25 protein-coding genes and 1 pseudogene are annotated in these 21,097 nt (G+C 54.3%); 7 read left to right on the top strand and 19 right to left on the bottom strand.

Annotation, left to right across the window (positions count from 1 at the left end):
- Positions 1-172 precede the first annotated feature (172 nt).
- Positions 173-631: a hypothetical protein gene (locus MMG91_RS06765; protein ID WP_310659411.1), complete on the bottom strand. Its 459-nt coding sequence runs from the start codon at positions 629-631 to the stop codon at positions 173-175.
- A gap of 298 nt (positions 632-929) precedes the next feature.
- Between MMG91_RS06765 and MMG91_RS06760 the strand changes: the two genes are divergently transcribed.
- Complete coding sequence (locus tag MMG91_RS06760) at positions 930-1,490, top strand: lysis system i-spanin subunit Rz (protein ID WP_310659160.1); 561 nt, start codon at positions 930-932, stop codon at positions 1,488-1,490.
- A gap of 39 nt (positions 1,491-1,529) precedes the next feature.
- On the opposite strand, the gene MMG91_RS06755 is transcribed toward MMG91_RS06760, so the two are convergent.
- The 14 genes and pseudogenes from MMG91_RS06755 to MMG91_RS06690 all read right to left on the bottom strand — a co-directional run bounded on the left by MMG91_RS06755 (position 1,530) and on the right by MMG91_RS06690 (position 12,546).
- Positions 1,530-1,793, bottom strand: a complete 264-nt coding sequence (locus MMG91_RS06755; RefSeq protein ID WP_026286635.1) for a hypothetical protein — start codon at positions 1,791-1,793, stop codon at positions 1,530-1,532.
- A 719-nt stretch (positions 1,794-2,512) separates the two neighbouring features.
- A complete protein-coding gene (locus tag MMG91_RS06750; RefSeq protein WP_310659159.1) occupies positions 2,513-3,028 on the bottom strand; it encodes a hypothetical protein in 516 nt (171 codons plus the stop codon).
- Positions 3,025-3,759 carry an alpha/beta hydrolase gene (locus tag MMG91_RS06745; RefSeq protein ID WP_310659158.1) on the bottom strand — a complete coding sequence of 245 codons (735 nt, stop codon included), beginning with the start codon at positions 3,757-3,759 and terminating at the stop codon, positions 3,025-3,027. The genes MMG91_RS06750 and MMG91_RS06745 overlap by 4 nt, the downstream gene beginning before the upstream one ends.
- A 4-nt stretch (positions 3,760-3,763) precedes the next feature.
- A complete protein-coding gene (locus MMG91_RS06740; protein WP_310659157.1) occupies positions 3,764-4,261 on the bottom strand; it encodes a PAAR domain-containing protein in 498 nt (165 codons plus the stop codon).
- Positions 4,262-4,282: 21 nt separating this feature from the next.
- Positions 4,283-4,954, bottom strand: coding sequence for a hypothetical protein (locus tag MMG91_RS06735; protein WP_310659156.1), 672 nt, complete (start codon positions 4,952-4,954; stop codon positions 4,283-4,285).
- A gap of 682 nt (positions 4,955-5,636) precedes the next feature.
- A pseudogene (locus MMG91_RS06730) lies at positions 5,637-6,533 on the bottom strand (OprD family outer membrane porin); the annotation flags it as partial.
- Positions 6,534-6,580: 47 nt separating this feature from the next.
- Positions 6,581-7,444 carry an MBL fold metallo-hydrolase gene (locus MMG91_RS06725; RefSeq protein WP_310659155.1) on the bottom strand — a complete coding sequence of 288 codons (864 nt, stop codon included), beginning with the start codon at positions 7,442-7,444 and terminating at the stop codon, positions 6,581-6,583.
- A gap of 136 nt (positions 7,445-7,580) precedes the next feature.
- Positions 7,581-7,769 carry a DUF2892 domain-containing protein gene (locus tag MMG91_RS06720; protein WP_310659154.1) on the bottom strand — a complete coding sequence of 63 codons (189 nt, stop codon included), beginning with the start codon at positions 7,767-7,769 and terminating at the stop codon, positions 7,581-7,583.
- A gap of 13 nt (positions 7,770-7,782) precedes the next feature.
- Positions 7,783-8,202 (bottom strand): DUF6691 family protein, encoded by a 420-nt coding sequence (locus MMG91_RS06715; protein WP_310659153.1) that lies wholly within the window; start codon positions 8,200-8,202, stop codon positions 7,783-7,785.
- 2 nt (positions 8,203-8,204) lie between these two features.
- A complete protein-coding gene (locus MMG91_RS06710) occupies positions 8,205-8,639 on the bottom strand; it encodes a YeeE/YedE family protein (protein WP_310659152.1) in 435 nt (144 codons plus the stop codon).
- Positions 8,636-8,950 carry a metalloregulator ArsR/SmtB family transcription factor gene (locus tag MMG91_RS06705; RefSeq protein ID WP_310659151.1) on the bottom strand — a complete coding sequence of 105 codons (315 nt, stop codon included), beginning with the start codon at positions 8,948-8,950 and terminating at the stop codon, positions 8,636-8,638. The genes MMG91_RS06710 and MMG91_RS06705 overlap by 4 nt, the downstream gene beginning before the upstream one ends.
- 165 nt (positions 8,951-9,115) lie before the next feature.
- A complete protein-coding gene (locus tag MMG91_RS06700) occupies positions 9,116-9,916 on the bottom strand; it encodes a sulfite exporter TauE/SafE family protein (protein ID WP_310659150.1) in 801 nt (266 codons plus the stop codon).
- Between the two features lie 28 nt (positions 9,917-9,944).
- Positions 9,945-11,615: a TIGR01244 family sulfur transferase gene (locus tag MMG91_RS06695; RefSeq protein WP_310659149.1), complete on the bottom strand. Its 1,671-nt coding sequence runs from the start codon at positions 11,613-11,615 to the stop codon at positions 9,945-9,947.
- Between the two features lie 52 nt (positions 11,616-11,667).
- Positions 11,668-12,546: an MBL fold metallo-hydrolase gene (locus MMG91_RS06690; protein WP_310659148.1), complete on the bottom strand. Its 879-nt coding sequence runs from the start codon at positions 12,544-12,546 to the stop codon at positions 11,668-11,670.
- Between the two features lie 237 nt (positions 12,547-12,783).
- Here MMG91_RS06690 and MMG91_RS06685 point away from each other — a divergent pair, with 237 nt between their 5' ends.
- From MMG91_RS06685 to MMG91_RS06660, 6 genes are all read left to right on the top strand, one after another.
- Positions 12,784-14,109, top strand: a complete 1,326-nt coding sequence (locus MMG91_RS06685; RefSeq protein WP_310659147.1) for a sigma 54-interacting transcriptional regulator — start codon at positions 12,784-12,786, stop codon at positions 14,107-14,109.
- A 172-nt stretch (positions 14,110-14,281) separates the two neighbouring features.
- Positions 14,282-14,458 (top strand): cytochrome oxidase putative small subunit CydP, encoded by a 177-nt coding sequence (gene cydP / locus MMG91_RS06680; RefSeq protein WP_310659146.1) that lies wholly within the window; start codon positions 14,282-14,284, stop codon positions 14,456-14,458.
- Complete coding sequence (locus tag MMG91_RS06675; protein ID WP_310659145.1) at positions 14,455-16,026, top strand: cytochrome ubiquinol oxidase subunit I; 1,572 nt, start codon at positions 14,455-14,457, stop codon at positions 16,024-16,026. The genes cydP and MMG91_RS06675 overlap by 4 nt, the downstream gene beginning before the upstream one ends.
- Positions 16,019-17,155, top strand: coding sequence for a cytochrome d ubiquinol oxidase subunit II (gene cydB, locus MMG91_RS06670; RefSeq protein ID WP_310659144.1), 1,137 nt, complete (start codon positions 16,019-16,021; stop codon positions 17,153-17,155). Before MMG91_RS06675 ends, cydB begins: the two co-directional genes overlap by 8 nt.
- Positions 17,156-17,177: 22 nt before the next feature.
- Positions 17,178-17,300, top strand: a complete 123-nt coding sequence (cydX, locus tag MMG91_RS06665; RefSeq protein ID WP_010459227.1) for a cytochrome bd-I oxidase subunit CydX — start codon at positions 17,178-17,180, stop codon at positions 17,298-17,300.
- Positions 17,297-17,584, top strand: a complete 288-nt coding sequence (locus tag MMG91_RS06660; protein WP_310659143.1) for a cyd operon YbgE family protein — start codon at positions 17,297-17,299, stop codon at positions 17,582-17,584. The genes cydX and MMG91_RS06660 overlap by 4 nt, the downstream gene beginning before the upstream one ends.
- A gap of 91 nt (positions 17,585-17,675) precedes the next feature.
- Here MMG91_RS06660 and MMG91_RS06655 read toward each other — a convergent pair whose 3' ends face one another.
- The 4 genes from MMG91_RS06655 to MMG91_RS06640 form a co-directional block, all read right to left on the bottom strand.
- Positions 17,676-18,593, bottom strand: a complete 918-nt coding sequence (locus MMG91_RS06655) for a c-type cytochrome (RefSeq protein WP_310659142.1) — start codon at positions 18,591-18,593, stop codon at positions 17,676-17,678.
- Positions 18,594-18,603: 10 nt separating this feature from the next.
- A complete protein-coding gene (locus MMG91_RS06650) occupies positions 18,604-19,239 on the bottom strand; it encodes a c-type cytochrome (RefSeq protein ID WP_310659141.1) in 636 nt (211 codons plus the stop codon).
- 125 nt (positions 19,240-19,364) lie between these two features.
- Positions 19,365-19,604 carry a thioredoxin family protein gene (locus MMG91_RS06645; RefSeq protein WP_305449099.1) on the bottom strand — a complete coding sequence of 80 codons (240 nt, stop codon included), beginning with the start codon at positions 19,602-19,604 and terminating at the stop codon, positions 19,365-19,367.
- 22 nt (positions 19,605-19,626) lie between these two features.
- The gene (locus MMG91_RS06640; protein ID WP_310659140.1) at positions 19,627-21,069 is read right to left on the bottom strand and encodes a permease; all 1,443 of its coding nucleotides are present in this window, start codon (positions 21,067-21,069) and stop codon (positions 19,627-19,629) included.
- Positions 21,070-21,097: the final 28 nt, after the last annotated feature.

Genomic DNA, 21,097 nt, shown 5'->3' with positions numbered 1-21,097 from the left:
AGGCGCGTTTCGTTCGCATCGGGGTGTGTCTGGCGGGTGCCAACTCCCGCATCAGGCCCTGTTCGTCGCTGCGTGGAAGCTTGCTGCTTGGCTGCAGGATTCAGACACACCCCGATGCGCTCTCATAGAGAGGATCGGGCAGTTAACGACAGGCTGTCGTGGCGCTGGTTGTTCAGTCGTAGATGCCGTAGCTGAACTCATCCTCATCACAGTCGACGATGATCTTGGATTTACCGAAGTAAAGTGCAGCGACCATCTTTTCGAATGGAGATTGGAATTTCAGGGTTTGGCTGATCTTCTCGTTTTCGATTTTCGCGGCGTACACCGATCCAATCTCGCGACCCTTTTCGTCTCGGTCCTTCCCGTGACGGTCGAAGCAGATGTGGATCGCATTGTCGAGCAGGTATTCGCTGCGCTCGGAGCTTCTGGAATAACTCGTAATCCCGTGATCCTTGGGCTTCTTGTCGAAGTAAATGTGCAAGCCACCGTAATCGGATGGCTGGAAGCGAATGTCTGGAGCCTCCCAGTGCTCTTCACAGGTTGTTGAAGCGGTCCAGAAAGAATATGGGGTGTACCAGTCGGCGCAGACCTGCCAGCAGTCCCAGGCACCGTGCACGAACGGCCGCTTCAACAGCGGAACGTCACGACAAGTCGCCGGAGAACACTGATCGCAACAAGGCCTACCGCGAGCGTGCGGTGTTCAAGAACGCCACCGGCCACACACGCAATGGCTTGTTGGGCCTGGCCTTCCACAAAGACCCGACGCTTACTGTGCCGAAGAAGCTGGAGTACTTGCAGGACAAGCCGTCGAAGTAGCCCAGGGATATGAGGCGGAAATCGCGGCCCTGGAAGCAGCCAAGGCCAAAAAGGGAACGACTGCAGCGCAGATCAGCCAGATCGACCAAAAGATATCGGACGCACGCAGCGCGATGGTCAAGGCGCAGCAGGAAACGGACAGCCAGCTTTCAATCATTACAACCAACGAAGACGGTCGCCTGCGCAAGCAGACTCTGGCCGTCAAAACGTATACCGACGCCTTACAGCAACAGGTCGAGACGCTTCGACAGCAAGGGCTGCGTGCGGCTTCAGGATTGGGGCATCGGGACGACCTGGACGCCATCAGCAACGCGGCCGCCGCCCAGGTGCGCGCCGATAAGGCCAAGCGACTGGCCCTCGAGCAGCGCCTATCGGCCAGCGAAGAAACCCACTACAGGAAATTGAGCGATGCACAAAAAGACCAGGCTCGCCTGCGCGATCGCCTTGCCACTTCTGATCTGCGGCTGTCAGTCCTCATTGCCGAGGATCCAGCCAATGGCTGTTCAGTGCCAGCCGGTACCCAAGCCGGCGGCGTGGTTCATGGAGGAGCGCGCGCCCAACTTGACCCAGCGCATGCTCAACGAATTGTCGCCATCACCGGAGACGGTGACCAAGGATTGATTGCACTGGCTGCTTGTCAGGCGTACGTCCGGGAGGTCACCGCTGGAAGATAAGTTGATAGATCTGCAATCGAGCAGAAGTCGGATGGGGGGTCAATGAACTGCCGAGGATCTAGGAACTGGAACGTGATCAAATTTGGAAATCTCTTTGATCCAGAAGCGACGATATTTAGTTTGGTCTGGCGGCAGCGGTTTGTGATTTGACCAAGGGTGCTCAGTTTTCAAGCTGGCGCGGTATGCCTCCCACTCCTTCTCCTCAGCCACTTCCTTGGCCCTTTTCTCATCATCGAACCAGCCAAGCACATAAACTTCGCCCTGATCCATACCATGCTCGATCAGTAGATAGATATCTTTCATAAGCTTGAGCCTGCTACTCCACATTTCTAAAATCCCCTAATGCTGGGGCATTGTTTTGACTATCGGCAGACACTTTCGATTATTGAGTTTTATCGTTCAAAGGGGAGATTAGCTTCTGCTCCTGATTGCGCACGTCATCCACCCATGGTCAGGTTCTCCTGACCGTGCTTTCAGCGTAGAACAGTCTCTACTGCATCAAGGCGAAACGTTACCGATCGTCAGCGACCAATTGAGCAATCAGCATATCGCCCGGATACTGTGTTTTTGTCCAGTATGGTTAAGCAATGCAGTTCCTAATCGTACCCATGAGAGAGTGCGGCGTCGCCAGATCAAAAAGGGATATCGCCAGTGCGGAGCCAGTTAAGGGCGATATCATTTTCTCCAGCGCGCCGTCTGACATCCTCAAAAGAACGTCAAGCACCGCATCTCTGCGGCATGGTGCTTGGCCGGGTGATGAGCCACCACTTCGGTCGCTTCTTGATGCCCGCCTGACCAGCATGGCAACGCTCGGCTTCACGCTGAGTGGTCTGGAGGAGGTCGATGGTGTTCTGTATGCGCAGTCTTGGTATTGCCGGGAGGTTTGATTTTGTTCGGGCGGTAGGGCGTCTTGGCGCAGGTCCTTTCTTGTCGAAAGCCTGTAGGGAATTGTATGGGAACTCGTTAAACTGCGTTGAGCATCGTCAGATGTCGATGCTTGCGCAGCGTAATGGTGGGGGAACTTATTTGCTCATCTGATCCATCATGAGTGCAGATGGGATGAGTAAGGTGTTGGTGTAATAGGCTTTGTATCCATATGCCGTTATGCGGACCTTGCAAGGAATTGATTTTTGAGCTGCAATTAGTGGCTTGATTACGTCATAGCTATTTTGATCGAGTTGAGTTCCATCCAGATTAGTATGATAAAAAACAAGATCTGCTAGAAAAGTATAGTTGGTTTTGCTTTCGTTCTTCGATGTCACTCGTCCCTCTGCTTTTACGTTGATGGAGTGATCCACCGAGAAGTCCAAGTCATTATCTAGAGAACAGGTCAACATCGGCGTTAACTGGTTGGCGTTCTCGTAGGTGTTGAAGGCGTTCAGTAGGTCGATGTTTGACGTGAAAATGATTGTGTAAAGATTATTTGGTCCAAGCCCAAAAGACGACAGCGTCAGGTCGGCTGGCGGGATACTAGCTGTTTTTGCGCAAGCAGTGCATAGGAGTATCGATGCGTAAATGAAACTGCGATGTAGGGTCATTGGCCAAAAATACCATTGATGGAGTCAAATATCAGGTCGCAAGCGGACTTTGTTCCTTGAACGGGTTCTATGAACATCCAGCCTGCCGAGGCGTGATGAATGTCCATTGTTTTGTTCATGGTCGGGCCATCGGTTATTATCCAGTGCTCTCCAAATTTTGCTACGCCATCGGAGGAGTCTGGCTGGCTGGAATTTGCCCGAATATTGATCCAGGTTTCCGCAATAGGTGAGGGTTCAGACTTGTAAATGTCCGAACCCACCCATACCCAAAACCCTTGTCCTACGGGGTCTAGCGTGACCAAAAACTTAACGGAGTAGCCGGCCTCTGACAAGATTCTAGATAGGTGTGCTCCATTCCACCCACCAAGGCTGTGCCCAACTATGTAAATCGGGCATGATTTACTGGGTATGTTGGCAATGAAGTTAGTTTGAATATCACTGGATCCTTTCGCATCGTTATAGCTTTTTGCCCAGCTTGTATATTTTTTCGACAGCGGTTTAATGGCGCTGATTCTTTTGTCGAGAATGTTTCTGGCGTCGTCGATGTTATGAAAGGCACCCTGAAAATAGTATTTCTCTTGGTCTGCAGCCCCGCCAATAAAAAATACAATCGCCTTCTTCTCTGCGACAGGCACCGACTTGACCGCCGGATCATTTGCCGCCGTCAACGTGTGCGTGGTCGCTAGACTCGCTGTTTTGCCACTTGGGAGAACAACCTGTTCTGCTGCCATTCCCTCAGTCCTCCAAGAACAGTTTGATGCTTTCAGGCAAGTGCGAGCTCACCACATGGGTATACCCCATCGCATCGCTGATACCATGTTCCACACTGCCGTTGGCGCGCTGGATGGCGTAGCCGTGATTAGGCATCGGTTCGCCGGTGGCTTCGTCGACCAATTTGAGCTTGTCGCTGAAATGCACTGGCATCGGCAGCAGGCCGCTGAAGGGGGCTGGTACGAAGGTATCGCCAATAATGACCGTGCCGGATCCAGCCATAACCACGTTGCCGTGGCCACCGGTACTGCCTTGAGTAGCGGCATTTAGCCCATTGATCAGAACCGTAGCGCTAACGGCGCCGGTGATCGGGCTACCACATGCAGATTTATCGGTCATACGAGCGGCGGCAAGGCCATCGAAGTTCACATTGGGGGAGCCGCTGGCAATCGGATTCGTACCATGCCCTGGAAGCGGGCAATTGGTGGGATCTGTTACTCGGGCAGCAGGTTTGCCACTCATGGGAAGTTCCTTTTCAAGGTTTCAAATGGGGTAATAGGGGTCGATGGGCGAGTCGGAAAAGCGCCAGCACTCATCCATAGGGTCGAACAGTGCTCGGTGGTTTTCGCGCTTGGGACGGCAGGCCAACAGCGTCTGCCAAGCAATTTCGACGCAGTTGTCCATGGCCTGAGTGGAAAAGCCATCAAGTTGGTTGAGCCAGGCGTTGTAATTGGGCATGCCAACGCTGCGGTAGGCACTGAGCAATATCTCGGCGACTTCTTCGCCCCAGTGGATGAAGCGCCCCGGGCTCCAGGGGCCTGTCTGGGCATGGGTAAACCAGCCCAAGCTTGGCAAGTCGCCATTTGCAAGTCGCAACGTGCCGCGCTGTGAGGTAAAACCACAGGTGATATGGACGGTCAGCCAACCCTGGTGCTGCTGGATAAATTCAGTGGGGTCGAATTGTGCCAGCGGTACGACACGATATCCCGTGCCAGGCATTGACCTGGCAACCAACTCAGCGTCCAGCCTTGAAACGAAGGCCCGAATCGCCTTGCCTTCGCCGGACGCCGCGCAAAGAATTTCAACCGGTGTGCTCGCAGGTGTGTCGCTAAATCCGACGACGCGAACCAGTCCATAAAGCTGTAATGAGGTTTTCAGGCCGCTGGGATGAAGCGAGGTCTCGAGCGTGCAGGCGCAGGGGATAGGCACATCCATAGGTGAAGAGCACATCAAAAGTTACTGTCCATGTAAATTTGCGTCGCGAAGAATGCCCCGAGCAGAAGTCGCGTTCAACAATCTTTACAGTATTTAGATTTCCGGCCGGTCAATGACTGTCGATGACCTGGGCTATACCGCCTTGGCATTACAGCCCGGCGAGTACATCCGTGGTGGTGTAGGGAGGTGTGATTGTGTTCGGTTGGCAGGACGCCGGAATGCAGGGGCTTTCTTGTCGAAAGCCTGTAGGGACTTTTGCGGGGAAACGTAAAACACGGTTAGTCACGGTACGGCATCGATTGCAGTGGGCGCCGTTCCAAAGGACTGTTTTTATAGCTTTTTAGCGCCCCTGCAAGCATGGGGTGCTAGGGGTCGAGTGTTCGAATCACTCCGTCCCGACCATATAATTCAAGGGGTTGCGAGATTGTATCTCGCGACCCCTTTTTATTTCTTGTCGTTTTTACCCCCACAAAACGGCTGGCTCTGGGTGGAATCCTCAGCTGATACCGAGGTCGGTATTTGTCCTCAGCAGGGCTTTGGCCCCAGCTTGATAAGTGAGTTGGACCGACGACTTCGACAACGCTGAAGCTGCTCGATCCAGCGGTAAGAGCGTCCTCAGAAGCTTTATATCAGTCTTTTCTCTGTCATCTAAAACTGTGTGACCTGTATCGCCAGAGGCTTTTTACAGAATGTTCAGCGGGTAGCTGATGATCACTCGATGCTCATAGCTGTCCCGTTGCGTGGACACTTCGGTGCGCAGTTGGGCGTGGCGCAGGGCAATGCTCAGGTCTTTGAGCGGTCCTTGCTGAATGACATAGCTCACCGTCAGGTTGCGTTCCCACTCGCCTTTGTCGCCTGTGGGGGTACGGATTTTCGAGCCGCTTTCGTACATACCCAGGTCCGACCCGCGCGAAATCATAACCGTAGCGAACCTGCCAAGTGGTTTCCCCGGCGCGCTGGAACTTGCCGATCATCGACTCCGTCATGAAATAAGCGGTGGAGCCGTCACCCTGGTTCAGCCAGACCGCGTCGCTGTCGCCGCTGACTTGTTGCAGTCCCGCGGCGAATGTATGGCCATTCAGCAGGTAGGTAAATTGCGCGCTGCTCAGGCGACTGTCGACTTTGCCTTTGGTGACGCCGTCACCGTAGTAGCCGAAGGTGTAGAAATCCGGGTCATGGCCGTTGGCGCCATCGGAGCGGTTGTCGAAGTGACGCAGGTCGGTACGCAAAGTGCCGGGGCCAATTTGCCAGTCGTATTTGAGGCCCAGAAAGTTTTGTTTGTAGAAGTCCTGCAGATTGCCGTAGTAGTACTGCAACGTCAGGTCTTTGGTTGGCTTGTAGTCCACGCCGCCATAGTAGAACTTGTTGACGAACTCACCGGCCTGCGGATTGTTCGCCCCGGGAATGGACATCCCCATCTGGTTGCTTGAACCGCGACCTTTGACATGCTCCAGTTGGCCGAGAGTAAAGGTGAAGCGTCCAGTTCTTTAGACTGAATCTGCCCACCGTTGAAGGTTTGTTGCAGCATGCGGTCGGTGGACATCACCACCGGGAGCATCGGCACCAGGGTGCCGTATTTCTCAGGCTGCGATGACATTGGTAGACGAGTCAATTAACGTCAGCCACTCAGAGCACATTAAGAGGGATTTTCAGGTAACAAGTGCCATTGCCTTCAGCTGGAGGCAAATTACCTGCTCGCATGTTCACTTGCACGGATGGCAGGATAAGTGTCGGCATGCCCAATGTAGCGTCCCGCGCTTGGCGCATAGCAACGAAATCTGCTTCGCTAGTGCCTTCATGCACATGAACGTTATGGGCTCTTTGCTCAGCAATGGTGGTTTCATTGCGGTAGTCATCTCGACCCGGGGCCTTGTAGTCGTGGCACATAAACAAACGGGTATCGTCGGGCAGCTCGAACAACTTTTGAATGGACTGGAAGAGATTTCGCGCATCGCCACCGGGAAAATCGCATCGGGCAGTGCCGTAATCAGGCATGAACAGCGTATCGCCGACAAAACCAGCATCACCGATTAGATAGGTCATGCAGGCCGGCGTGTGTCCCGGTGTGTGGATGGCATGCGCTTCGATTTTTCCGACCAAAAAGCGCTCACCGTCTTTAAGCAGCCGGTCGAATTGACGACCATCAGTAGCAAAATCGCTGCCTACGTTGAACAACTTACCAAAAGTTTTCTGCACCACCGTGATCTGATCGCCGATGGCAAGTTGGCCACCCAACTGGCGCTTTAGATACTGCGCTGCGGAAAGATGATCGGCATGTACATGGGTTTCCAGTAACCACTCCACCGTAAGGGCTTGCTCCCGCACGTAGGCAATTAGACGTTCCGCGCTTTTGCAAGACGTGCGACCTGATGCGGGATCGTAATCGAGCACTGAGTCGATAATGGCGCAGTGCCCTGTAGTCGGGTCGCTGACAACATAGCTGTAGGTGTACGTAGCGGAGTCAAAAAAAGCTTCTACATGTGGTTTCATGATGGAATTCTCTTTTCGATATATGAAGTGGAGTGCTGATCTACCAATGGGCTTTGGTAAGGAACCGTGATCAGCGCTGCGTACCTAAACCACCACGGGCACCTTCAGGCACCCGCAAGTGTGCGACGGTGGTCGCTCAGCAACGGTTACAGGTTTTGATGCCTAGCAATGTATAGAGGGGGCAGAAACGGAAAATGCCAGTGGCCAGCGGCACTAAACCTATCCACCCCCACACGCCGATCACTCCGGACAGACTGAGGCCAATGAGAAGCAGACCGGCGACAATGCGCAGGCTACGGTCAATGGTTCCAATGTTCGCTTTCATGGCGATCTCCCGATCAATGACTGCGCCGGGTCTCCAGCGCAGTAAACAACAACATGCCGGCCAGCATGGCCAACATGAACACGATCACTTGCCAGTGCCCTGTCAGCAAAATTGCCACTGCGGGGCCCGGACAGATGCCCGCTGTTCCCCAGCCGATGCCGAACAACAGGCTCCCGCCAATCAAGCGCGGGTCCAATTCACGCTTGATCGGTAGCTGCATTGGCCTTCCCAGCAGCGAACTGGATTGTTGTCGCGCCCAGGTTAGCGGGCCAATGGCCACGCCAATTGCCCCGACCATCACCAACGCCAAGGAAGGGTCCCAGGCACCGGTTAGATCCAGGAAAGCGAGTACTTTGCTGGGGTTGGCCATGCCCGCCAGAAGCAGGCCTAAGCCGAACAGCAGGCCAGCAATGAATGCGGTCAGTTTGGTCATGTTCAACCCTCCAGCAGATGACGCAAGACAAACACCGTGGCGAAACCACTGAACATGAAACACACAGTGGCGACCATCGAGCGCGGCGATAGGCGCGATATGCCGCACACCCCATGTCCACTGGTGCAACCTGATCCGTATCGTGTGCCGATGCCCACCAATACACCGGCGACGATCAGTCCGAACCAGCCACTTTTGAACTCAATCTGTGGCAGCGTGGCGAACAAGCCCCATAGAAGCGGCGCGATGAGCAGGCCCAGGAGAAAAAGTGCTTTCTCACTCACCCCCTCGCTCCCACGCTGTAAAAGACTGCCGATCAGGCCGCTGATGCCTGCGATACGCCCGTTGGCAACGACGAATAGACTGGCCGCCAGGCCAATCAAAGCGCCACCGGCAAGGGATGACCAGGGAGTGAAGTTGAGCCAGTCGACATTCATGAGGATTCTCCTGCGCAAAACTGTTGATACAGCGTCTGGATGACCGCCAGTGCTGCGGGGCTGCTGATGCGATAGAACACCTGCTTTCCGTCACGGCGGGTTTCGACCATTCCTTCGCGGCGCAGTACCGCCAGCTGTTGAGAAAGGGTCGGTTGCTGTATCCCCAGCAGTGACTCCAGATCGCTGACATTGCGCTCACCCTGGGATAACTGGCACAGGAGGATCAAGCGATCCGGATTGGCCAGGGCCTTAAGGAATTGGCTGGCAGCATCGGCATTGGCGCGAAGCTGCTGGATATCTAATTCGTGCATGCGATTGATCACTAATCATTCAGTTGGCTAAGTAATAATATATAATAATTGTAAGTGTTTGTAGCACTAATTTGAGCGAAATCACTGGCAGGAGAGGTCGGGCGCAAGTCACGGGCTATAGGCGAGGCTTGGGTAGTCCTTGAAGTGGATGGCTGATGTACATGACTAAATAGCTTTCACCAGCAAGGCCACCGCCACCACCATAGAAACTGCGGCGAAGCCTTTTTGTAAGTGTGGACCCGCTAGCCGTGCCGCGATCAGGCGCCCGCCGGCCATTCCGACCAATGCTCCAATGGAAAACGGAATGGCGACTGCCCACTGCAAATGCCCGGCTGCGGAGCTTGCAGCAACGCCGGAAATGGAAACCAGCGCAATAACGGCAAGAGACGTTGCAAGCACCGACTGCGCTGTCAAATTGGTGTATCGCTGGAGCGCCGGCACCATCACAAAGCCGCCGCCTACGCCGAGCAAGCCGGAAAGCCCGCCCGCGACAATGCCAGAGACGGTGAGTGCCCATGCACACGGACCAGTCCAGTTAAGCTTTCCTCGGTTCACATCCAATAGACAAGGCGGTGGTTTGGATGCGACGGGGGGCTTCGACGCCGTGGCAGGAGGGAGCGATCGTTGAAATACCCGGAACGCAACGTACATCAGCACGAAGGCAAACATGATCGTCAACGGACGGTTAGGCGTGCGCTGCGCCAGCCAAAGGCCAAGTGGGGAACAGACGATCCCTGCTCCTGCAATTAGAAGCGCAGCTTTATAGCGGACGGTGCCGTTTTTGAGTCCCATTGCGGCACCAAGGGTCGCGGCTAAACCGACAGCCAATAATCCAATTGGCCCTGCTTCAGCCATGCTCAGGCCCACTCCAAACACCAGTAAGGGAACAGCCAGTATTCCTCCGCCGGCGCCGGTCAGCGCTAGAATGACTCCTACAGTAAAGCCGAGCAGTAAGACCACGATCATCCCAGTCTCCTTGCCTTCAAGTCTGATTTCATAGGTCGGCCAGCTCAGGTTTCGCCATCCACTCACGGCCCTTGAGCATTCCCTTCCAATACAGCGGTGGAAGAATTCGCTCCTTGAGCAGCCATGCCAGCCTCGATGGCCGGGTACCGTCGATCAGCCAGGATGGAAAGCTGGGGGCGACCTTGCCGCCATAGGTGAACTCAGCCAGTACGATCTTGCCGCGTTCAACCGTCAGCGGGCAGGAGCCGTAACCGTCGTAATGGGCGCTGCCTTTCGCTTTACCCATTGCAGCCAACACATTATGGGCAACAACAGGCGCTTGCTTGCGTGCTGCGGCCGCGGTTTTGGCGTTGCTGGAGTTGGTGGCGTCTCCCAGCGCGTGAATATTGACCCAGGTTTTATGGCGCAACGTGGCAGGGTCGACATCAATCCAGCCAGCCGCGTCAGCGAGAGGGCTGACGCGAACGAAATCCGGTGCAATCTGCGGTGGCACCACATGAAGGAGATCGAAGTCGCGCGTAACAAGATGGGCGCTGCCATCCGGATTGACGCAGTTGAAAGTTGCAGTCCCTGCGGGTCCATTCACGCTGGTGAGTGTGTGGCCGAAATTCAGGTCGATACCATAAGCCGTGATGTATTCCATCAGTGCTGGTACATAGTCGGGAACTCCGAATAACACCGCGCCGGCGCTGCAAAACTCGATCTCGACTTTGTCCAATACACCGGTACGTTTCCAATGATCGGCAGATAAGTACATTGCTTTTTGCGGCGCCCCGGCACATTTGATCGGCATGGGCGGTTGCGTGAAAATGGCTCGGCCACCACGCAGTTGCTGCACCAGTTCCCACGTATAGGGGGCAAGGTGATACAGGTAGTTTGAAGTCACGCCGTGGCGGCCCAGGGTGTCCGACAAACCCTCGATTGCATGCCAATTGAGCTTCAGGCCAGGGCACACGATCAGTTGCTCGTATTTGACGACTCTGCATCCATCAAGAATGACGGCATTTCTCTCGGGTTCGAAAGCGGCGACTGCCGACTTGATCCAGTGCACGCCGCGGGGGATGGTCGTACCCATCGTGCGGGCAGTTTGGGGCGCATCGAAGACGCCACAGCCGACAAGTGTCCAGCCAGGCTGGTAGTAGTGCACATCTGCCGGGTCGATGATGGCAATGTCGAGTCCAGGTTCTCGTGCCAGCAAACTGGATGCAGTCGCGATACCTGCCGCACCGCCCCCGATGATGACCACGGTATGCTGCGCCTCGGCCACTTCGACCGGCGTGCGCCCCTGATTCGCAATCCGGCGAATGACGCCTTTCATATCGAACCCGGCTTTTTTGGCCGTCTCGACAATGTGTGGCAGGGATTGTTGGCCCGCTTGTGACAGTGCCCACATCGTTGTCGAGCGCATGCCGGAACGGCAATAGGCCAACACTGGTTTTGGCAGCGTTTCAAGGAGCTTGCCGAAGGCAATACCTTGCTCGTCGGTGACTTTGCCTGACTCCGCGGGAAGGTAGTGCGCCTCGATGCCAAGCGCTTCGGCGGCTCGTTTGATTTCGGCAAACAAGGGTTGATCACTGCCTTCGCCATCGGGACGGTTACAAACGATGGTGCGAAAACCGGCTTCTTTTAGTTCAGCCAATTGGTTGGAAAAGATCTGTTCTGATACCGACAGTCCAGGCGCAAGGTGGCGAATGTCCATAAGGGTCTCCGTTATGGGTATTTTTCTTATAGGTTGTTCGGGGGAGGCAACGTCAGGCGACGTTGAGCGGGATTTTCAGGTAGCGCGTCCCGTTCGCTTCAGGCTCAGGCAAGTGCCCGGCTCGCATGTTGACCTGAACCGAAGGCAGGATCAGCGTCGGCATTTCCATCGATGCATCACGCTTTGTGCGCATCGCCACGAACTCCTCCTCGCTGATGCCATTACGCACATGAACGTTGTGCGCGCGTTGGTCTGCAACGGTACTGACGAACTGCACCTCGCGGCCACCAGGCTGGTAGTCGTGGCACATGTACAGCAAGGTATTGGCCGGCAGACTCAGCACCTTGTTGATTGACTGGAACAACGTACGCGCATTGCCACCGGGAAAGTCACAGCGTGCAGTACCGTAGTCCGGCATAAACAAGGTATCGCCGACGAATGCAGCCGTTTCGGTCCCATCGCTGATCACATAAGTCATACAGGCGGGTGTATGGCCCGGTGTATGGAGCGCGTGGCATTTCAGCGAGCCAATGGCAAACGGCTCGTCATTGACGAACAAGTGATCGAACTGGCTTCCATCGTGGGCCATATCGCGACCTGTATTGAACAGCGTGCCGAACACCTCCTGCACCGTGGAAATGTGGCTGCCGATGCCTATTTTTCCACCGAGCTTTTCCTTCAGGTAGGGCGCTGCCGTGAGGTGGTCTGCATGGACGTGAGTCTCGAGAATCCAGTCGACCCTCGCATTGAGTTCATTCACCCTCGCAATCAACTTGTCGGCAGACGTTGTGGCGGTGTGGCCGGATTTAGGGTCGTAATCAAGTACGCTGTCGATTAAAGCGCAGTGGTGGGTGGCCTCATCCAGCACAAGATAGCTGACGGTATTGGTAGCAGAATCGAAGAACCCTTCGACTTGAAGTTTTACGCTCATGACCTGTCTCCTTAGGGGGCTTTTGCCAAGCCGCTCACACTAAGGACTGACATAGCAATAAGTCTGCCAGGCCGGAGTTGTACATAAATATGATCTTATCTATATGTTTTTATTAGGTTTATTGTTCTAAATGTAGTTTGATGTTTTCTACATCTACCTGGATTTACTGCCATTGGCAGTCCGTGTTGACAGAGGTGGCAGTGCCATTACAGGATGGATGGATTCTCAGGAGCCACGATGAAGACTATCCTGCCCACCCCAGCCCACTCGCTCCCGCACCCGGATCAAGTGCAGTCACTTGTTTCGTTTCTCGAGTACGAACCCCAGCCGATGATCGTGCTCGATCCGAACTACAACATTCTGGCTGCCAACACTGCCTATCAGCGGCAGTTTGGCAGCGCTGACAAGCCCTTTATCGGCCATAAGTGTTATCAAATCTCACACCATTACGATGTCCCTTGTGATCAGGCGGGTGAGAACTGCCCGATGAAAAAGGCGCAGGAAATGCGCGGACCGGATCGTGTTTTACACATTCACCACACGCCTCGCGGTCCTGAGCATGTCGACGTCGAATTGCGCCCGATTCTAGACGATCACGGCGTTATTACTGCCTATGTGGAGCGTCTCACCCTGGTTCGCAGTGCATCAGCGCGACCCAGCAACGAAGGGTTGGTGGGCCGTTCACCAGCCTTTAACCGGGCCCTCTCGGAGCTGCAGCGGGTGGCGCCATCAATGCTACCGGTGCTGCTGCTAGGCGAGTCCGGTACGGGCAAAGAGCTGTTCGCCCGCGCCGTACATGAAACCAGCGAACGGGCCACTGGACCCTTTGTCGTCGTTGATTGCTCTGGATTGACCGAAACGTTATTTGAGAGCGAACTGTTCGGCCATGAAAAAGGAGCATTCACCGGAGCCACCACGCGTAAGCCTGGCTTGGTTGAAACGGCCCAGGGCGGCACGTTGTTTCTCGATGAAATTGGCGATGTTCCGTTGGCCATGCAGGTGAAACTGTTGCGCCTGATCGAATCGGGCACTTATCGCCGTGTCGGGAGTGTCGAGACCCTTCACGCTAACTTCAGGTTAATTGCTGCGACCCACAAACCATTGGAAAAAATGATGGAGAATGGTGAGTTCAGGCAGGACCTGTACTACCGCATCAGCGCCTTTCCCATTCAGTTACCCCCCTTGCGCGACCGAGTCGAAGACATTGGGTTGCTTGTGAATTCATTTCTACAACGTGCCGGTTCAGGCAAGCGCCGACTGACGATAGATGCCGATGCCCTGACACAATTGCAGCGGTTTTCCTGGCCGGGCAATATCCGTGAATTACGCAATGTTCTGGAAAGAGCCAGTCTGTTCGCTGACGATGGTGTGATCCGCTCCATACATTTGCCCCAGGCATCCGTGGTGGCGTCTGCTCAGGCCGCTACTTCAACTGCTTTCGACGTTAGCTCGCTAGCACAGGAACTGGCGACTTTCAAAGGTACCCGCAGTGAGCTGGCCAAGCACTTGGGTATTAGCGAACGGACTTTGTACCGACGATTGAAAGAACAAGGTCTGGCCTAGTAGTAAGTACTCAAGTCGCACGACTGCCAATGACTGCCAGCCCTGGCAGATTGGCAGCGCACTCGCCTATCGACGCATCCCGCGCATCACCGGTTTGGTGATTAAGTGACTGTTTCAAAACGAGAAAATAAAACTGCTCGCCCTTGGCATGCCGTGTGCTAACTGCATAGTCATGACCATTTCCGACAAACAACTTCGACGCCATCTGCTCACAGCAGTAGTGATCAAACTACTGGTGCTGACAGTGCTGTGGTGGCTGTTCATCCGGGATTCGCATGTCAGTGTCGACTCGAACACCCTCGGCAACCGTTTCGGTGTACCCACCTCGACTCAAGGGGCAAGCAAGTGATTTCAGAACACCTGGTGGATTTGTCTCGGCTGCAGTTTGCAGCCACTGCGCTTTACCACTTTCTTTTCGTACCGCTCACGGTTGGCATGGTGTGGCTGCTGGTCATCATGGAAAGTGTCTATGTGATGACGGGCAATGTCATCTGGAAAGACATGACGCGCTTCTGGGGCAAGCTCTTCGGCATCAACTTCGCCCTGGGAGTGACGACGGGCATTACCCTGGAATTTCAGTTCGGTACCAACTGGGCGTATTACTCACACTACGTCGGCGACATCTTCGGTGCGCCACTGGCAATCGAAGGCATGATGGCGTTCTTTCTTGAATCGACCATGATCGGCCTGTTTTTCTTTGGTTGGGATCGTCTGAAGAAAGAGCACCACTTGCTGGTCACGCTGCTGATGGCGATTGGTACAAACCTTTCAGCATTGTGGATTTTGATCGCCAATGGATGGATGCAGAACCCGGTGGGTTCAGAGTTCAGTTACATCACCATGCGTATGGAGATGGTTGATTTTTGGGCGGTGGTTTTCAATCCAGTGGCGCAGGCCAAGTTTGTACACACCGTCTCAGCCGGTTACGTCACCGGCTCGATGTTTGTGTTGTCGATTTCCAGTTGGTATTTGCTCAAGAATCGTGATGTCGAGTTTGCCAAACGTAGTTTCCGGGTGGCGGCAGCCTTTGGCCTGGCATCGGTGCTGAGTGTGATTGTATTGGGTGATGAGTCTGGTTACACGGTGGGTGAAGCACAGCAAACCAAAATGGCAGCCATGGAGGCCATGTGGGAAACGAAGCCTGCACCGGCAGGCCTGACGTTGGTGGCCAGTATTAATGAAGCCGAGTCCAAAAATAACTGGGAAGTTGAGGTGCCATGGCTGATGGGCCTGATTGGCACACGATCAGTCAGCAAGCAAATTCCAGGCATTCATGAGATTAAAGAAAAGAACCGCGCTCGAATTCTCCGAGGCATTACCGCCGTCAATGCTCTTGAAGCCGTCAGGGCCAATCGCACCGATTCAGCAGCGCTCAAGACATTCGAAGAATACAAAGCCGATCTGGGCTTTGGCCTGCTGCTCAAGAAGTATGTCGAGGACGTCAACCAGGTCACGCCGGCCATTATCGAAAAGGCCGTAAACGATACCGTACCGCGCGTGACACCTATGTTCTGGGCGTTCCGGATTATGGTAGGCCTTGGTTTTGCCATGCTTATGCTCTTCGGGCTTGCCTTCTGGAGCACCTTGAAGTCGACCTGCACACGACGCCGCTGGTTACTGCGTTGGGCGCTCTGCATGCTGCCTGCGCCATGGATTGCCTGCGAGCTGGGCTGGTTCGTCGCTGAATACGGCCGTCAGCCCTGGACCATTTACGGCGTGTTGCCGACCCACATGAGCGTCTCCACGCTTAGCGTCAACAACCTCTATGGCTCGCTGGCGGGATTCATCGTTTTCTACACCGTGCTGCTGGTGGTTGAAATGTTCCTGATGGTCAAGTTTGCCCGTCAGGGTCCAGGCAGCCTCGGTACCGGCCGTTATGTTCACGATGCCCACTTGAAGGAACTCCTCCATGCTTGATTACTTCACCCTGAAAATTATCTGGTGGGCGCTGGTCGGTGTACTGCTGATCGGCTTCGCCATTATGGACGGTCACGATATGGGGGTTGGCACGCTGCTGCCCTTTGTTGGCCGCAATGACATGGAGCGTCGCGTCGTGATCAATACCGTCGGTCCGCATTGGGATGGAAATCAGGTTTGGTTCATCACTGCGGGGGGCGCATTGTTCGCGGCATGGCCTGTGGTGTATGCCACAGCGTTTAGCGGTTTCTATTGGGCGATGATCCTGGTCCTCTGGGCGTTGTTCTTCCGCCCCGTGGGTTTTGATTATCGCAGCAAGATCCACAACTCCACCTGGCGCAGCACTTGGGATTGGGGACTCTTTGTGGGGGGGGCAGTGCCGCCTCTGGTGTTCGGGATTGCGTTTGGCAACCTGCTGCAAGGTGTACCTTTCCACTTCAACGATTTTCTGGTGTCGAGGTATACCGGCAGTTTCTGGCAACTGCTCAATCCCTTCGCGTTACTAACCGGCGTTGTGAGCAGCGCAATGATCACTCTGCAAGGTGGTGCTTATCTGGCACATCGCACTGAAGGTGTTATCCAGGCAAGGGCAATCAAAGGCGGGGTGGGCGCAGCGGTCGTGCTGGTGTGTACATTTATAGTTGCCGGCATCTGGCTGCAATGGATTGATGGCTATCGCATCACGTCGGTGGTTGATACAGCAGGACTGCCTGACATTCTCAGCAAATCCGTGGTACGCGAAGCTGGAGCCTGGATGGCCAACTATGGCCATTATCCTTTGCTGTGGCTGCTGCCCGCACTGGGATTGAGTGGTGCAGCAGGTGCTGCCCTGTTGTTGATAGCTCGACGTACACTTTCAGCGTTTATCGCGTCATCGCTCGCGGTCATCGGTGTTATCAGCACGGCAGGCGTATCGATGTTTCCGTTCGTCATGCCGTCATCAACGATGCCTGCGGCAAGTCTTACCGTGTGGGACAGCGTCGCCAGTCACTTAAGCCTGGCCATCATGTTCTGGGCCACGTTGATCTTCATGCCACTGATTGTGCTTTATACCTCTTGGGCTTATCGCGTTATGCGGGGCAAGGTAACCATCGCGCATATCAAAGCCAACGAACATTCCGCCTATTAGTACCAGCAAAGGAGTAACGAACATGTGGTATTTCGCCTGGATGCTGGGGGTCGGTTTTGCATTGCTACTGGCTATTTTAAATGCGATGTGGGGCGAGAACGAAGTTGGTCGAGCCTTGAGCGACAACGACGAGACACTGTCATGATGCCGCGTGTCGCTAACCCTCAACCGATCTCACAAATTCATTTGCTGAGTCTGGTTATCGCTATAGCGATCATGCTCGCTTGTACGCTCTATCCTCCCATGATGGCCGCTCCTGACGGGAAGCCTGACCATGTTCTGGCTGCCGCATTGTTCGCAGCCATGAGTGTGGCTTTTGTGAGAGGTGTGGGTTTTGTCCCGCGGATGCTCGTGTGGCGTTGGCTTTTCTCAGGCTGGACCTGTTTTGCGTCACTTGCAGTGGCTGGCTGGGTAAAGTTTCTACATTGAGGACTGACGACAGGAGATGACGCAGCATTACCAAGCTATAACATGACGGCACTCGCGCAGTCAGTGATAGCTTGGTATCGTCTGAACTGACTCATTCAGTACCTTGGCCGACTATCACTCCGTTCACCTTTTGCCCGTAGAGATTGACCCCATCATTCTCATGAAATTTTAATCTGGTCTGTTCGACAGAGCCGGCAATCATCCTTGGATCTTTTGGTCGTTCGTGGCTGTTCATATAGGCTGCAACGTGCCACGCCTCATCGGAGGAGAGCGTTTCCCCCTTACCTAACGGCATATTCGATTTTATGAAGCCGGCAGCGGTATTGATTCGATGCATTCCCGCACCCCAGTTGAATGAATCTTTACCCCAAAGTGGTGGAAACACATAGTCGCTTCCTGCTTTCTGGCCTTCACCTTCAGCTCCGTGGCATACAGAACACTGCTTGGCGTAGATAGCCTTTCCCTTGGCGAGATCGAAACCTCCGGCAGGTTCAGGAATCTCGGGATAAGAACGTCCGGGCAGTTCTTGTCCTGTGGGTGCACCCGTTGCGAGCCAGTATGAGTATGCGGTTAGAGCAGCGATGACTTGGCTGTCCGCTGGAGGCGGTTTTCCGTTCATGCTGAACTGAAAACACCCTTGTAAGCGCTCAGCGTAGGTATTGACCTTGTCGTTCTTTTTTCGATAAGCCGGGTACATTGTGTAAGCCCCCCAAAGAGGAGCAGAGTCAGCTTTTCTTCCCTGTTCTAAATGGCAGTTGGTGCAATTTAATCCGTTTCCTACGAACTCGGATGCATTGGCTTTCGTATCTACAAAGATCGCGTGGCCTTGTTGGACTAATCGGCCAAAAGCATTGTCAGGTAACGTCTCCTCCGCGGGAGGGAGAAATGTGGGAGCCTTATTCTGAGTTGGATTCGGGCTTTTGGGTGGTGCGGTTGATTCTACAATTTCAGTAGCACAAGCCATCGAAATAATGTTGAGAGTAATAAATGCAGCGAGGATGGATTTCATGGCAAGGCCTCTATTTACTGAGCTCAGCAAAATATTGGGAAACAGCCTCGACCTCGGTATCGGTGAGTGAGCGCGCAATGTGGCCCATGAGATCGTCCTGATCATTTTTTCGAGTTTTCTGCCGCCAGGCATTCAGTTGTGATTTGAGGTACTGAGCCGACTGACCGGAGAGCGGCGGAAAGGTGGCACCGACACCGATGCCACTTGGACCATGGCACGCCACGCACTCGGGAATATTTCGATCCCATGCGCCTCTCAAGGCCAGGATTTCCCCTGGACCTTTCGCTACATGCGCGCGATTCACTGGTTTTACTGCCGGGTTTGGCATCTTGGTGAGCATCACTGCCAGGGCTTTTGACTCGTCTTCGCTCAATGCCTGAGCGATTGGCTGCATGATTGGATTGCCTCTCGAGCCTGAGCGGAAATCAGAGATTTGCTTCATTAGGTAATCAGCAGGTAGGCCTGCAAGCCTTGGAAAACCCGCCGAAGGCATGCCTGAACCATCCGCACCATGACAGGTTGAACAGGCGAGGGCTCCTGGATTAGACCCGCCTTGGGAGAATATCTTTTGGGCGTCTGCTGCAAAAATGGATGCCGTAAATGCACCGGATAAAATACAGACTAATGCAAATAGAGTGATTTTCATCTGCCAGCCTCATTGTTATGATTTTTATAACAGCAACTTCGATCAATTAGGTTAATCATTATTCGGTTAGGGTACTGCTGTGCTAGTGCGGCAAGCACCTTGCTGTTTTGGCTTTGAGAATATCATTACGCAGTCGAAATCCAGCCCTGAATATCCGCAACAGTTGGAATCTTCCCGCTGCTTACAACCTTCTCATTGATCACTAGAGCCGGCGTGGCGAGGATGTCATAAGTCACCATCTCGCCCATGTCGGTGATCTTTTCGAATTCGGCCTGGATATTTAGATTCTGCGTGGCTTGACGGGCTACGGCCTCCAGTTTCTTGCAGTTGGCGCACCCTGAACCGAGGATTTTGATGTTCAGCATTGGAAGCTCCTTGGTATGAAAGTCAGCTTACTGTTTGTTTACGTTGAAAACGGATCAACTGGTAAATTGCAGCAGTTATGGCCAGTGAGGCCGCCATTCCTGCACCAAGGCTAAGCCAGCCGGTGCCATCGACCCAGGCACCGTAGAGCAGGCCTGCCACGATGCTGAACGAAGCGACTAACCCAACGTAAGCTGCGGTCTTCTTGCGACCAAACACAGCCGCCACCATTAGCATGCTCTGCAAGCTAAGTTCAGGGTCCGCCATCAGGTAGGCCAAGAGCGGGCCAGGATGCATACCTAGATCAAGAAACATGCGGGCGACGGGCACTTCTACCAAGGTTGGGAAGTACATGAACACGCCGAACCCTACTGCTATGGCATTGGCGGGCACTGTGTTGCTGCCTGCAAGGCTTTCAATCCACTCGGGTTGAATAACCTGGCGAACCATGCCAACGATGAATACACCCACCACCAGCACAACAAATATCTGCTTGACGAAGCGCCAGGCCTCCCAAAGCCAACCTTGCCAGTCTTCGGTTGGCAGTTTTCGGGCAAAGTACCAAACAGACAGTATGGTCAATGCGACACCGAATACACGACCCGTGAAGGTGAAGGTTAATGTGCCTGGTTCTGGCGTCAGTCGCGTCGAAGCGATCAGCAAGGTACTAGCGGTCAGCCCCAGCACAACCCATGTCCAGCGATTGGCACCTTCGGTGATGTTGTCCAGACCACGCTTGGCCGTGGCGGCAATCATCAGGAGCAGGGCGATGAGTACAGCCCCTTGAAAGCTCACGCCTTCCTCTCCTTTGCTGGCGTCGTATGGAACCCAGTCAAACAAGGTGTCCTGCCACGCCTGGGCCCAGAAAAGCGGGACTTTGAAACTGATCAGATCTGCGGTCAGGGGCCACAGTCTCAAGGTGCCCGCAATCAGCAGGGCCACCAAAGATAGTAATACCCCCAGTGCAGGCCCGGAAACGCTGGCCTTCTCTGCGAACAGGGCATCCGCCTGTGCGTCGTGGGTCTGGTCGTCTTTCCAGAATAGGATAGCCATCAGCAAGCCAATACCGATGCCGAAGATCAGGCAGAGAATCAAACGGGCGATTGCAAACTCCGCTCCCAGAATGCTGCCGGTATAGGCAAGCGCCATGATGTTTCCTGCAGGAGCAAAAAACAGAAAGGTGATCGCCGGGCCGATACCTGCTCCTTTGCGATAAACGCCCGCGAACAAAGGAACAATTGTGCATGAGCATACGGCAATCAGTGACCCTGCCAGTGCCGCCGCAGGGTAGGAAACGTAGACAGGTGCGTGTCGACCTAGCCAGTGAGTGATGCTGGCTTTAGGAATAAGTGCTGCCATGGCCCCGGCAATGAAAAACGCGGGCAACAGGCAAAGCAGGACGTGGGCCGCCAAGTAGGAAGCCAGACTGCCAGCTCCACCATTGATTAACTTAAGTACGAGGTCCATGGCGACCTCCGGAGTTTTATCATTAAAG

This window comes from Pseudomonas sp. JL3 (genome assembly GCF_031570575.1).
GTDB classification, from domain to species: Bacteria; Pseudomonadota; Gammaproteobacteria; order Pseudomonadales; family Pseudomonadaceae; genus Aquipseudomonas; species Aquipseudomonas cucumis.
Note: the sequence above shows the minus strand (reverse complement) of the source record. Positions and strands in the feature narration are given on the sequence as shown.